Origin of the sequence: Mannheimia haemolytica (genome assembly GCF_004342115.1) — a bacterium.
GTDB lineage: Bacteria > Pseudomonadota > Gammaproteobacteria > Enterobacterales > Pasteurellaceae > Mannheimia > Mannheimia haemolytica.
In genome coordinates, this window is sequence record NZ_SMAC01000025.1 from 1 (window position 1) to 13,166 (window position 13,166).

13 protein-coding genes and 3 tRNA genes are annotated in these 13,166 nt (G+C 40.5%); 8 read left to right on the forward strand and 8 right to left on the reverse strand.

Features of this window, described 5'->3' with window-relative positions:
* Nucleotides 1–168 precede the first annotated feature (168 nt).
* The 5 genes from mltF to EDC41_RS09605 form a co-directional block, all read right to left on the reverse strand.
* Nucleotides 169–1,662, reverse strand: coding sequence for a membrane-bound lytic murein transglycosylase MltF (gene mltF / locus EDC41_RS09585; protein WP_006250142.1), 1,494 nt, complete (start codon nucleotides 1,660–1,662; stop codon nucleotides 169–171).
* A 129-nt stretch (nucleotides 1,663–1,791) separates the two neighbouring features.
* Nucleotides 1,792–1,868: transfer RNA gene (locus EDC41_RS09590), tRNA-Arg, on the reverse strand.
* Between the two features lie 71 nt (nucleotides 1,869–1,939).
* A tRNA-Arg gene (locus EDC41_RS09595) sits at nucleotides 1,940–2,016 on the reverse strand.
* Nucleotides 2,017–2,029: 13 nt separating this feature from the next.
* A tRNA-Ser gene (locus EDC41_RS09600) sits at nucleotides 2,030–2,124 on the reverse strand.
* A gap of 208 nt (nucleotides 2,125–2,332) precedes the next feature.
* The gene (locus tag EDC41_RS09605; RefSeq protein ID WP_020824258.1) at nucleotides 2,333–2,884 is read right to left on the reverse strand and encodes a hypothetical protein; all 552 of its coding nucleotides are present in this window, start codon (nucleotides 2,882–2,884) and stop codon (nucleotides 2,333–2,335) included.
* Nucleotides 2,885–2,976: 92 nt separating this feature from the next.
* Here EDC41_RS09605 and EDC41_RS09610 point away from each other — a divergent pair, with 92 nt between their 5' ends.
* Complete coding sequence (locus EDC41_RS09610) at nucleotides 2,977–3,828, forward strand: thymidylate synthase (protein WP_006249565.1); 852 nt, start codon at nucleotides 2,977–2,979, stop codon at nucleotides 3,826–3,828.
* Nucleotides 3,829–3,881: 53 nt separating this feature from the next.
* Here EDC41_RS09610 and lysM read toward each other — a convergent pair whose 3' ends face one another.
* Nucleotides 3,882–4,325 (reverse strand): peptidoglycan-binding protein LysM, encoded by a 444-nt coding sequence (gene lysM, locus EDC41_RS09615; protein WP_006249564.1) that lies wholly within the window; start codon nucleotides 4,323–4,325, stop codon nucleotides 3,882–3,884.
* 238 nt (nucleotides 4,326–4,563) lie between these two features.
* Between lysM and EDC41_RS09620 the strand changes: the two genes are divergently transcribed.
* From EDC41_RS09620 to EDC41_RS09645, 7 genes are all read left to right on the forward strand, one after another.
* Entirely contained in the window at nucleotides 4,564–5,001 is a 438-nt protein-coding gene (locus tag EDC41_RS09620; RefSeq protein ID WP_006250917.1) for a DNA polymerase III subunit chi, read from the forward strand.
* A complete protein-coding gene (locus EDC41_RS09625; RefSeq protein WP_006250916.1) occupies nucleotides 4,995–5,438 on the forward strand; it encodes a GNAT family N-acetyltransferase in 444 nt (147 codons plus the stop codon). Before EDC41_RS09620 ends, EDC41_RS09625 begins: the two co-directional genes overlap by 7 nt.
* Nucleotides 5,435–6,181, forward strand: a complete 747-nt coding sequence (locus EDC41_RS09630) for a Fic family protein (protein ID WP_006250915.1) — start codon at nucleotides 5,435–5,437, stop codon at nucleotides 6,179–6,181. Before EDC41_RS09625 ends, EDC41_RS09630 begins: the two co-directional genes overlap by 4 nt.
* Nucleotide 6,182: 1 nt before the next feature.
* Nucleotides 6,183–6,353, forward strand: coding sequence for a hypothetical protein (locus tag EDC41_RS13555; RefSeq protein WP_006249561.1), 171 nt, complete (start codon nucleotides 6,183–6,185; stop codon nucleotides 6,351–6,353).
* On the forward strand, nucleotides 6,343–6,936 hold the full coding sequence (locus EDC41_RS09635; protein WP_006249560.1) for an ATPase: 594 nt from the start codon (nucleotides 6,343–6,345) through the stop codon (nucleotides 6,934–6,936). The genes EDC41_RS13555 and EDC41_RS09635 overlap by 11 nt, the downstream gene beginning before the upstream one ends.
* 244 nt (nucleotides 6,937–7,180) lie before the next feature.
* On the forward strand, nucleotides 7,181–7,879 hold the full coding sequence (locus EDC41_RS09640; RefSeq protein WP_006249559.1) for a hypothetical protein: 699 nt from the start codon (nucleotides 7,181–7,183) through the stop codon (nucleotides 7,877–7,879).
* A 116-nt stretch (nucleotides 7,880–7,995) separates the two neighbouring features.
* Complete coding sequence (locus tag EDC41_RS09645; RefSeq protein WP_020824259.1) at nucleotides 7,996–10,860, forward strand: valine--tRNA ligase; 2,865 nt, start codon at nucleotides 7,996–7,998, stop codon at nucleotides 10,858–10,860.
* A 70-nt stretch (nucleotides 10,861–10,930) separates the two neighbouring features.
* Here EDC41_RS09645 and EDC41_RS09650 read toward each other — a convergent pair whose 3' ends face one another.
* On the reverse strand, nucleotides 10,931–11,524 hold the full coding sequence (locus tag EDC41_RS09650) for an SGNH/GDSL hydrolase family protein (protein ID WP_006249557.1): 594 nt from the start codon (nucleotides 11,522–11,524) through the stop codon (nucleotides 10,931–10,933).
* A 134-nt stretch (nucleotides 11,525–11,658) separates the two neighbouring features.
* Complete coding sequence (gnd, locus tag EDC41_RS09655) at nucleotides 11,659–13,113, reverse strand: decarboxylating NADP(+)-dependent phosphogluconate dehydrogenase (RefSeq protein WP_006249556.1); 1,455 nt, start codon at nucleotides 13,111–13,113, stop codon at nucleotides 11,659–11,661.
* Between the last annotated feature and the right edge of the window lie 53 nt (nucleotides 13,114–13,166).

Below are 13,166 nucleotides of genomic sequence, written 5' to 3' on the forward strand. Positions count from 1 at the left end.
TGTTTAGATTGATTTTTGACACTCATATTCTAAACGGGAAACTCTCACTTTTTAGAGTGAATTGTCAGATCAAGTCTGATCTTCTACAAATAAATTCAGATGGCCTGTTGCATCTGCATAAATGCCTTTCTACGTGCAGAAATTAATCTTTTTCTATCTTTAATTTGCTTAATTTGACGCAGGCGTAATTTCCTTGTCGGTAGGGATTTCTTTTTCTTCAATTTTCTCATAAGAAGAATTCTCCTGTTTTATTTGACCATCTGGTAAATTTTCTTGTTCTTGCATCTTTTGCTCTTCAACTCGTTGATAATTAATAATACTACCATAATAACGCCGTATATTTTCAACATACTGTAATGCTTCATATCCTCGAGCATAGCCGTATTTTAGATTAGCATAATAACGTTTTTCCGCAAGCAATGGCAGATTCTTTTTAACATCAAGCCAATTATCCGGATCACCACCAAGTTGTTTTGTTAATCGACGAAGATCCAACAAGTGCCCCAATCCCATATTATACGCTGCTAGGCTATACCAAATTCTATCTGCTTGAGGAATAGTTTCCGGCATTTGTCTCATTAGCATATGTAAATATTCAGATCCCGCTTTGATACTTTGTGCAGGGTTAGTCCTATCAGAAATTTTCATTCTATCTGCCGTATCTTTTGTCAACATCATAATTCCCCTCACTCCGGTTGGAGAAGTTGCATTAGGATCCCAATGAGACTCCTGATAGGCGATAGCCGCCAGCATTTGCCATTCTAATTCACCTTTATGTGCCCGAAAAAGGGGTTCATATTTAGGTAAAATAGTTTTAATTGCATTCAAATAGCTCTGAATATCAACATAATCAAACTTAGCTAAATGATTAAAATATTTCTCTTCTATTCTTGATATCAGCCCCGTTTCCATAGAATAAGACATAAAATCCAGCAGCACAGATTGCAGTTCACTATAAGAACTATTTGCTAAATACCATAACACTGGGTTTTCATCAGTTAAATCAAACCCTACGGCTAAATTAGGATTAATATGCTGTGCAGCAGAAATATCAACCGACATTGCAATTGTATGTGAAATTTCACCTTGTGCGACTTTTAACAATAGCTCTTCTTGTGTAAATTTATCCGAGATCTGCCATTTTAGTTCCGGATTATCCACCTTAAGCTGATTTAATATTGGAATTACCGCAGAACCGGCTGGAATAATCACATTTTCCCGCAAATCGGAAAGTCGATATGGTCTAGCACTTCCCTTTTTATAAACAAGCTGCCAAGAAGCCGAATAATAGGAAGGACCTATCTGAAATTCATCGTTTAATTCAGAATGGTAAAGCAGCCCAGCGGCAGCAATATCAACATCATTATTTCTTAAGGCCTCAAACAATTTCTCGCTACTATCATAAGTTTTAATATCAAGATTGACCTTTAAATATTGAGCAAAGGCTGTTGCTAAATCATATTCAATGCCACTTTTTCCTTCAGGACCAACAAAGTAAGAAAGTGGATGGTTGATCATTCCAACCTTTAACGTTTTGCTTTGCTGAATTTGTGTATAATGATTTGCTTCTGAATGAATGATTTTTTGCCAAGGAAAAATCATATCCCAAGCCCACAGTAACAATGCTACGGCAATAAAAAGGCGAGCAATTAATCCTTTCAATTTAAAATCCTCATTATTTCAAGCTAAGCATTAAGCCTATCTGAAATTACAAATTAACGGAATAATACTTTATAGTTTAATTATTTATTAAAAAAATAAAATGGGAATATAATGGATATAATATAGAAATGGCGCACCCGAGAGGATTCGAACCTCTGACCGCTCGGTTCGTAGCCGAGTACTCTATCCAGCTGAGCTACGGGTGCGTATATTTGAATTGTAAGTTTATTTAATTTTATCAGCAACCATTTTAATTTAAATAGAGTAAAAATTAAAATGGCGCACCCGAGAGGATTCGAACCTCTGACCGCTCGGTTCGTAGCCGAGTACTCTATCCAGCTGAGCTACGGGTGCGTGATAAAGTAAATGGCGGTGAGAGAGGGATTCGAACCCTCGATAGAGCTTTTTAACCCTATACTCCCTTAGCAGGGGAGCGCCTTCAGCCTGCTCGGCCATCTCACCACTCACTGTGTCTGTGGGCGCCATATTACTAGAATTTAAAAAGATGTCAAATTCTTTTTCCTGAAAATTGAAAAATCCCGAGTGTTTGCCTATTGAATAAACAAAACGCTGTTTTTTTAAGTTTCATAGAATAAATATTAAACATTTCATACGGTTATAAAAAAGCGGTAAAATTTTTTAAAAATTTTACCGCTTGTCATAGCTTAACTTATTTATGCTTTTTGGTTTTACCTTTAGATTGCGATTTATTTTCATCTTCAGCAATCGTTTTTACACAAAGGTGCAATATTTGCTCAACCCCATTTTTGATATACTCATCTCCACGAACTTTGTTCTTCTGTAAATCTAACATCGCATCGTGAATGCCCTGGGTCATACTCGCTGGTTGAACAAGCCCCCAACAATTAGGATCTAAATGATTGAAATTTGCCTGCAAATCTGCGGCATAAATCACACCACTATAATAAGCATACACATTATGGTCTAACATTCGATTAATCGTTATTGCTCTAATTTGCTCAATTGGCAATGTAACCTTTTTAGTGTACCAATCATTTACCCCATTCATAAAGGAATTGATATCATAGCTTTCATTTACTCTATCCGCATAAGTCTGAGCCGTTGCACCATAAGCAATAGCATAAGATTTCTGATCAACATCATTATCATTTAAACGTGTCCAACCGCTTTTATTCGATGAACAAGCTGCTAAAAAAACAGCGGTGGAAAAACCCAGAATGGATTTCATTATACCTTTCATATCCATAACTCCTTATTGTGTTGTGTCATAAAGTTTTAGCTATTTTACCGAATAAATGGCAAAATTACCTAAAATTTTTTATGAGGTAAATAATGAAACAGTATTTAGACTTATGTAACCGCATCGTTAGCGAAGGCAAATGGGTTGCAAATGAACGTACAGGCAAACACTGCCTCACAGTCATTAATGCTGACTTAACTTATGACGTAGAAAAAGGAGAATTTCCTTTAGTTACCACTCGCCGTAGTTATTGGAAAGCTGCGATTGCCGAACTTTTAGGCTATATTCGAGGCTATAGTAATGCTGCTGATTTCCGTCAATTAGGCACAAAATCGTGGGACGCTAATGCAAATGAAAATGCACAATGGCTTGCTAATCCCTATCGAAAAGGGGAAGATGATATGGGCTTGGTTTACGGCGCAGTAGGGCGTAATTTCCCGAAACCAGACGGTGGCTCAGTCGATTTATTGCGACAAATTGTGGACGATTTGAAAAAAGGAATTGATAACCGTGGTGAAATTTATACCTTCTACCACCCCGGCGCTTTCCATATGGGCTGCTTACGTCCTTGTTTACACAGCCATCATTTTTCTCTACTTGATGGCACGCTTTACCTGAATAGTACTCAGCGTTCGGCAGATGTACCGCTTGGGTTAAATTGGAATATGATTCAATGCTATACCTTTTTAGCTTTAATGGCTCAAATTACAGGGCATAAGGCAGGACAAGCGTTCCATAAAATTGTCAATGCGCATATTTATGAAGATCAACTAGAATTAATGCGTGATGTTCAACTTAAGCGAGAACCACTCAATGCACCTAAATTAATCATTAATCCTGATATAAAATCCTTAGAAGATTTAGAAACTTGGGTGAGCTTAGATGATTTCAAAGTTGAAGGTTATGAATACCACCCTGCCATTCAATATCCATTTTCAGTCTAACACCACCTACAAAAAGAGCTAAACTTTCGACCAGCTTAGCTCTTTCAATTTGATTATAAACCTTTCGGGATACGAATTTTTTGCCCTGGGAAGATTTTATTTTCGTCTTTAATAACTTCTTTATTTGCTTCTACAATCGCTTTATATTTTGCACCGTTACCATAAGCTTTTGTGGCGATTTCCCACAACGTATCCCCTTTTTGGATAACATAAAGCTCATCATCACTTGCAAGTTGCACGTCATCAGGCAAGGTCACTTCATCAATATTTACCTCAGTGATACCAGCCACATTACCCGCCATCAATACCGCTTTCTCAACAGCTGCTGCGGTTGAAGCAATGCCTGAAATTTTCGCTACCCCGTTTTCAACCGTTACGTTTACATTTTCAACGCCCGGATTGTCTTCCGCCAAATGCTCTGTAACCGCTTTTGAAGCATCTTCTTCTTTATTAAATAATTTACGACCAATGTCGCCAACAAAATCAAATAAGCCCATAGTAAGTTCCTTATAAAATAGCTAAATGAAGTGGGTATTCTACACAATTTCCAACTATTGAAATAGTGCATTGTTCTCTTAGAACGTCTAAAAGCTAATTAGTTCCTCAAGGCAACGCAACACAAGTGGTCATTTTTTCTCAATTTTTTGCAAAAACAAACGCTTAGATTTTATATTTTACTCATTTTCAGCTAGAATATTAAGTTTAAATATCTGATTGAATTTCTGGGAACATTCTGTGAAACAAGTACAATTTTATCTATTAAGCCAAGCCGATGCAGCCGAGCTTTCCGCTGCTGAAATGCAAGCCTGCGAACTTGCGGCTCAAGCGTGGCGATTAAGTAAACGGGTACTGATTGCATGCGAAACCGAGCAACAAGCGTTAAATATTGACGAAGCACTTTGGGCAAGAGATCCGGATTCGTTCGTGCCGCACAATTTATCGGGAGAAATCACCACTTACCCAACGCCTATCGAAATTTCGTGGAAAGGTAAACGCAATGCTCAACGTCGGGATTTGTTGATTTCACTCCAAACCCAACTCCCCGAATTTATCGGCAGTTTTACCCAGATTATTGATTTCGTGCCGGTGGAAGAAACCGCCAAAGCACAGGCTCGTGACCGCTATAAACAATACCGCCAACTTGGTTGGCAACTGGAAACGATACAATGCTAAAAAACCTCTCTTGGCACGCAAAACGCTTTGATGAACTATCCACCCAAGAGTTGTTTGAGATTTACCACGCACGTACAGCGGTGTTTGTGGTTGAGCAAAACTGCCCTTACCAAGAAGTCGATAATAAAGACCTGCAAGCGGTGCATTTCTTTGCAAAAAATGCAAAAAATCTGACCGCTTACTGCCGTTTAATTCCAGCCAATGATGGTGTGCATATAGGTAGAGTGTTGGTGGTGAAAGAAAATCGTGGCTCAGGCTTAGCAAGGGAATTGGTACAAAAAGCGATGGATTATTGTGGCGAACATTTTCCTGCTCAACCCATTCACGCCCAAGCCCAAAGTTACCTGCAAGGGTTTTATGAAAGTTTTGGGTTTAAAGCGGTTTCAGAAGTGTATTTGGAAGATGGGATTGCGCATTTGGATATGGTGTTAGAATGAATAAATTAGCTAAAATCGAACAATTAAAAACAGCACTTTCACAACGCCGTCCATTATCTGAAAGCGAAGTTCAACGACTGCGGGAAGAGTTTATTATTGAAAGCAGCTATAATTCCAATGCAATTGAAGGCAATACCATTACTTTGCGTGAAACGGTGCTCATTTTAAAAGAGGGAATGACCATTGCCGAAAAACCGATTTGGGAGCATTTAGATATTATCGGTTTTAAGGATGCATTCAACTATATTTATGAATTAGTCGCCAATAAAGAACCATTAAGCGAACGAGCGATTAAAGATATTCATTCTCTGGTATTAATGGGCAATGCGGAAAGCCGAGGGGTTTATCGCAAAATTCCAGTACGAATTTTAGGGGCAGAAAATGAACCACCCCCCCCTTATTTAATTGCCGAAGAAATGCAATTATTGATTGAAAAATATCAACAAAAACTGGCCGCACTTCATCCCATAGAGGCAATCAGTTGGCTGCATTTAGCCTTTGAAAGCATTCACCCTTTTATTGATGGAAACGGGCGCACAGGGCGATTACTGATTAATTTTGAATTATTAAAACAGGGCTATTTACCGATTGATATTAAATTTACCAATCGAGCCCAATATTACCAATGTTTTGATGATTTCCATAAAAATCAACAAGATATTAGTAGTTTGGTTGAATTGATTAGTCAGTATGAATTAGCTGAGTTGGAAAGGTATTTGGCGATTCTGAAACAGAGGACATAAAATGACAAGTCGTGAAGAATTACTGAAAAAACAACGTGAACTGGATATTCTCTTTACAGCATGGTTTGAAGAAAAGAAAAAGCACGAAGTGCTGACGTATCGCCGAGAAAATGGGGATTTAATTCAGCATTATCCGGACGGTACGGAAAAAGTGATTGAATATGCACAATAACCTAGCAATTTTTTACTGTGGCACAAACGGAGCCGGCAAATCTACTTTACGTTCTTTCAATCAAGATAAAGTCGAGATTGTGATTGATTCCGATAATATTGCGATGCAGATTAACCCACTCAATCCAAGATTGGCCGATATTGAGGCGGGCAGAAAAGCAATCGAACTATTTCAGTTTGCAGTAAAAAATCAGGTTGCATTTTCAATGGAATCAACCCTCTCGGGTAAATCTATTCTAAAACGAATGGAAAATGCCAAAGCAGGATATTTCAAAACTCGATTAAATTATATTGGTGTCGATAGCTATAAAATTAACATCGCACGGGTAAAAGCAAGAGTGAAAGCCGGCGGACATTTTATTGATGAAGAAACCATTAGAAAACGCTATCACATTAGCCGTGAAAATTTAATTGAAGCGATTTTTATCAATGATGAAACACTGATTTATGATAATTCAGAAACCAAGCCGAATTTGATTTTGCAGATTGCTGATAAGAAAGTGATAAAAATTTCAGACAAAATACCGAATTGGTGTAATCAGCTTTGTGATGAATTAGTGGAATTAGGGTTTAAAACCACCTAGCACGAGCCGTGCTAGGCTCGACAATCCCAGCTCCTTTGGAGCTGTAACTTAGAGCCACAAAGTGGCTCAGCTATGCGTAACCCCACACGGCTTGTGTGTGGGTGACAAGCTGTCGGATTAAAGAAAAACTTTGCAAAAAACTTCTCGAAACAGACCGCTTATGCCTATCTCTGATAGGTTCTTAAATAAATAAGCTCTCGTCGAAGACGATCACCATCGGGGATATTGGAACAAAAACACAAAGATGAAACAGAATAGGAAAAAGTCTAAAAAAGTTATTGGTACTCATAAAAAAGAGAATGGCTTAAAACAGTTCATAAAAAATAACAAAATTCCTATTATTCTTATATCTGCCATATGGAGTATCTTCACAACTGATATTTTAGAACGCATCGCAAACATGCCTATTATTTGGAAAAATTTCGAGGAGAATTACCTATATAATAAAAAACTGGATGGTTTATGGTCTACAAATACAAATTACATTATCGACTATAAATTATTGAACATACCTGAAGAGCAACCAAATGTTATCATTGAATTTATGGTTAATAAAGATGACAATTCGATTTTAGGGGAAATGACTTCAACAGCTCTGTGTGAGTTAATACCTCTAACTTGGAGTTTTAGATTGGAAAGCCCTAAGCCAACATTATTAAATCTTATTTTCGATAGAGAGTTGAAATTGAGTTATCTTGTTAGTGGGGGATATACCGAGCTATCAACATTTAAAATTAAAGAAATTAACAGTAATCTAGGAACACTAACATTAACTACGCAAGAAGATAAAACCGGTATATTTCCTCCGACAATCAAATTAATCAATTTTTCATCCAATATAGAAGATGATATTAAAGAGATTGAGCAAAGCTGTTTAAATAGCCGAAAGCAATTATGGGAAAAACGAAGAAAAATGCAAGAGGAACAAAAAATTCCCAATTAATCTTCTAGTTGACCTTAATTTAAATAACTAATTACCTATAAAAGCATTTACGGCAAAGATCTTTTTTATAAGATTAAGCTAGTGAAAAAATTATTAAACAAGAGAAAACAAAACCAATGACAAAACAATTCACAATGGAAGACCGTTTTAACCCTTCCGCTGTAGAGCAAGCGCTCTACCAACACTGGGAATCGCAAGGCTATTTTAAGCCGAGTGAAGATATTAATGCACCGAGCTACTGTATCGCTATTCCGCCGCCGAATGTGACGGGGAGTTTGCATATGGGGCACGCTTTCCAGCAAACCTTGATGGATACGCTGATTCGTTTTAACCGTATGGAGGGCAACAATACCCTTTGGCAAACAGGAACTGACCACGCAGGGATTGCCACTCAGATGGTGGTGGAGCGTAAAATCGCAGCGGAAGAAGGTAAAACCCGCCACGATTATGGGCGTGAAGCCTTTATCAACAAAATCTGGGATTGGAAAGCCTATTCGGGCGGCACGATCAGCCAGCAAATGCGTCGCTTAGGCAACTCGATTGACTGGGATCGTGAGCGTTTTACGATGGACGAAGGCTTATCCAATGCGGTAAAAGAGGTGTTCGTTCGCTTGCACGAAGAAGGCTTGATTTACCGTGGCAAACGCCTCGTAAACTGGGATCCGAAACTGCATACTGCGATTTCTGACTTGGAAGTGGAAAACAAAGAAAGCAAAGGCTCGCTGTGGCATTTCCGCTATCCGCTGGCTAATGGTGCAAAAACCGCAGACGGCTTGGATTACTTAGTGGTGGCAACGACCCGTCCTGAAACGATGTTGGGCGATACTGCGGTGGCGGTTCACCCTGAAGATGAGCGTTATCAAGCTCTGATTGGCAAAAGCGTAATCCTACCGCTTGCCAACCGTGAAATCCCGATTATTGCCGATGAGTATGTGGATCGTGAGTTCGGTACGGGCGTGGTAAAAATCACCCCTGCCCACGATTTCAACGACTACGAAGTGGGCAAACGCCACGGCTTGCCGATGGTGAATGTGATGACCTTAAATGCCGATATTCGTGCAGAGGCCGAAATTATCGGCACAGACGGTAAACCGCTTTCCGACTACACCGCCCCAATTCCTGCCGACTATCAAAGCTTAGAGCGTTTTGCCGCGCGTAAGAAAATTGTGGCAGATTTTGAAGCTCTTGGGCTGTTAGATCAAATCAAACCACACGACTTAAAAGTGCCGTATGGCGACCGTGGTGGCGTGCCGATTGAGCCGATGCTGACCGACCAATGGTATGTGTCTGTCAAACCTTTGGCGGAAGTCGCGACCAAAGCGGTGGAAGACGGCGAAATCCAATTCGTGCCGAAACAGTACGAAAACCTGTATTTCTCTTGGATGCGTGATATTCAAGACTGGTGTATCTCTCGCCAATTATGGTGGGGACACCGCATTCCAGCGTGGTATGACGAGCAGGGCAATGTTTATGTAGCACGAGATGAAGCGGAAGTGCGTGCGAAACACAACTTACCTGCGGACTTACCATTAAAACAAGATGAAGACGTACTGGATACTTGGTTCTCGTCTGGTCTATGGACGTTCTCAACGTTAGGCTGGCCAGAACAAACCAAAGAACTGAAAATGTTCCACCCGACCGATGTGCTGATTACCGGTTTTGACATCATCTTCTTCTGGGTGGCTCGTATGATTATGTTCACGATGCACTTCATCAAAGATGAAAACGGCAAACCGCAAGTGCCGTTCAAAACCGTGTATGTAACAGGCTTGATCCGTGACGAGCAAGGGCAGAAAATGTCGAAATCGAAAGGGAACGTGTTAGACCCGATTGATATGATTGACGGCATCAGTCTCGACGATTTGCTCGAAAAACGTACAGGTAATATGATGCAGCCACAACTGGCAGAAAAAATCGCTAAGGCAACCCGCAAAGAATTTGCCGAAGGGATTGTGGCACACGGCACAGACGCTCTGCGTTTCACCCTCACCGCCCTTGCCAGCAACGGTCGAGACATCAACTGGGATATGAAACGTTTAGAAGGCTACCGCAACTTCTGCAACAAACTGTGGAATGCGAGCCGTTATGTGCTGACCAATGACAAGTTGGATTTAAGCGAAGGCGACGTGGAATTTAGCCTTGCCGATCGTTGGATTGAAAGCCAATTCAACCGCACGGTGGAAACTTTCCGCACCGCACTCAGCCAATACCGTTTCGACTTAGTGGCAAATGCGATCTACGAATTTACTTGGGATCAATTCTGCGACTGGTATTTAGAGCTGACCAAACCTATTTTCTTCAAAGGCACAGATGTACAACGCCGTGGCGCAAGTCGCACGCTGGTGAATGTATTGGAAAAACTCCTGCGTTTAATCCACCCAGTAATGCCGTTCATCACCGAAGAAATCTGGCAGAAAGTGAAAGGCTTTGTAGGTATTGAAGCCGATACCATTATGTTGCAAAAATTCCCACAATTTGACCCGCTTGCCATTGATGAAACCGCCGAAAGTCAAATCAACTTTATCAAAGAAGTGATTGTGGCGGTGCGTAACATTCGTGCGGAAAGCAACATCGCACCAAGCAAAGGTTTAGATTTAATCGCTCGTAATTTCTCTGCGGACGAAGTCTCTATTCTCAACGCTAACGAAGTGTTGCTCAAATCGATGGCAAAACTTGATAGCGTGAAAGTGCTGGAAAATGGTGAAAATGCACCGCTATCGGTAGCGAAACTGGTCGCAAATGGTGAGATCTTGATCCCAATGGCAGGCTTTATCAACAAAGAAGCTGAGCTGGCTCGCCTCACCAAAGAGATGGATAAACTTAAAGGTGAAGTGGCTCGCATTGAAGGCAAACTTTCAAACGAAGCCTTTGTCGCCAAAGCCCCAGAGCAAGTCATCGCCAAAGAGCGTGAAAAAATGCAAGAGTACCTGAGTGGATTAGAGAAATTGCAGGTGCAGTATCAAGAGATTGAAGCACTGTAATTAACTAACAAGCGGTCAGGATTTGGAAATTTTTTGCTAATTCAGACCGCTTGCTTATTGAAGCTTTTCATTATAAATGTTTGGTTAAAATCGCCTCTAGGCGGTCATAGCCTGCTTGGGTGAAGTGTAATCCATCGTGGCATAAAGTTAGATCTAAATTCCCTTCTTTGTCAGCAAAATATTCCCACGTTTTTACATAAGTCAAATCAGATGGAATATTTGCCTCAAAATACGCATTGAGCTCTTTTATTGCAGCATTATTGGTGGTGGTAATATTATTAACCGGTGTGGCTTCCAATAGAAAAAAGTTGGCATTTGGATTAATTTTGCGAAGAGAATCCACAATTTCGCCAATCCACTCTAACACTTGTTTTGGCGAGTAATCCGGCTCTTTTACAATGTCATTAACGCCTAGAAAAATAAATACATTATCGCCAACGTGTTGAATTCGCTCTTGTCGGGTAATCACATCCAAATATTGGCGGGTGCTGGTGCCTGATAAGCCCAAATTGGCAACTGTTTTTCCTGCTAAATTCGGCGTGCCGTTTTCCATATCGCCCCACATATCAAACAGGGAATGCCCAATAAGGGAAATATCTGCCTGTTTTTCAAATTCTGATTTTTTTGTTTGGTAGCGATTAAAAATATCTTGATCGGTAAGCATAGGTTCTTCTTAAATATAAATGAAAAATCGCTCCATTATTATACAAACTTGTAAACATTCACTCCAAGATATTTTGAAGAAAAATCCAATAAAAAAGCCACTTAATATCGAATTAAGTGGCTCAAAAAGATTAATTATACATCATAAGTGGTCGATGCGGTATTACCGCCACGTCCTGTCCAGTTGGTGTGGAAGAACTCACCGCGAGCTTTGTCTGTACGCTCATAAGTATGAGCACCAAAGTAGTCACGTTGTGCTTGGAGTAAGTTTGCCGGTAAACGTGCCGAGGTGTAGCCATCTAAGAAGGTAATGGCTGACGCCATACAAGGTACAGGTAAACCGATTTCCACCGATTTTGCCACTACTTTACGCCAATCTGCCAAGCAGTTTTCCAAAATATCTTTGAAGTATGGGTCTGAGCCTAAGAACACTAAATATGGGTTGGCTTCATACGCATCACGAATGTTGCCTAAGAAACGGCTGCGGATAATACAACCTTCACGCCATAATAGGGCGGTATTGCCGTAGTTGATGTCCCAACCGAATTGCTCAGAAGCCTCACGAATCAACATAAAGCCTTGTGCATAAGAGATGATTTTGGAAGCAAGTAACGCACGGCGTACCGCTTCTACCCATACTTTTTTGTCGCCTTCAACTTTACCAATTTCTTTGTTAAACAATCTTGAAGCCGCAACACGTTGATCTTTAAACGCAGATACGCAACGGGCGAATACCGACTCGGTAATCAGTGTTAATGGAATGCCGAAATCAAGGGCGTTAATACCAGTCCATTTACCCGTTCCTTTTTGACCTGCGGTGTCGAGAATTTTCTCTACCAATGGCTCGCCGTCTTCGTCTTTGTAGGCAAGAATATCAGTGGTAATATCCACCAAATAGCTGTCTAATTCGGTGTTTTTCCACTCTTTAAAGATTTCGTGCATTTCATCATAGCTTAAACCTAAACCATCTTTTAAGAATTGGTAGGCTTCACAAATTAACTGCATATCGCCATATTCGATACCGTTGTGAACCATTTTCACAAAATGCCCTGCTCCATCACGACCAACCCAGTCACAACAAGGCTCACCTTTGTCGGTTTTGGCTGAAATTGCTTGGAAAATCGGCTTCACATATTGCCACGCAGATTCATCACCGCCCGGCATAATTGACGGTCCGTGACGAGCACCCTCTTCGCCGCCCGATACACCTGAGCCGATAAAGCGAATGCCTTTTTCCGCTAACGCTTTCACACGGCGGTTGGTGTCCGGATAGTTTGAGTTACCGCCATCAATGATGATGTCGCCTTCTTCTAAATGTGGCAGAAGAGCCTCGATAAACTGATCCACCACCTCACCGGCACGCACCATTAGCATCACTTTACGCGGTTTTTCCAACTTCGCCGCTAAATCTTCTAACGAGTAAGCACCGATAATGTTCGTGCCTTTCGCCGCACCTTCTAAGAACTCATCCACTTTTGAAGTAGTGCGGTTGTACGCCACCACTTTAAAGCCGTTGTCATTCATATTCAAAATTAAATTTTGACCCATTACGGCGAGCCCAATCACGCCGATATCGCCTTTTTGTGACATTGTTTGCTCCTATTGTTTTTGATTCTATGCAAGCGGTCGAATTGGTAAAATTT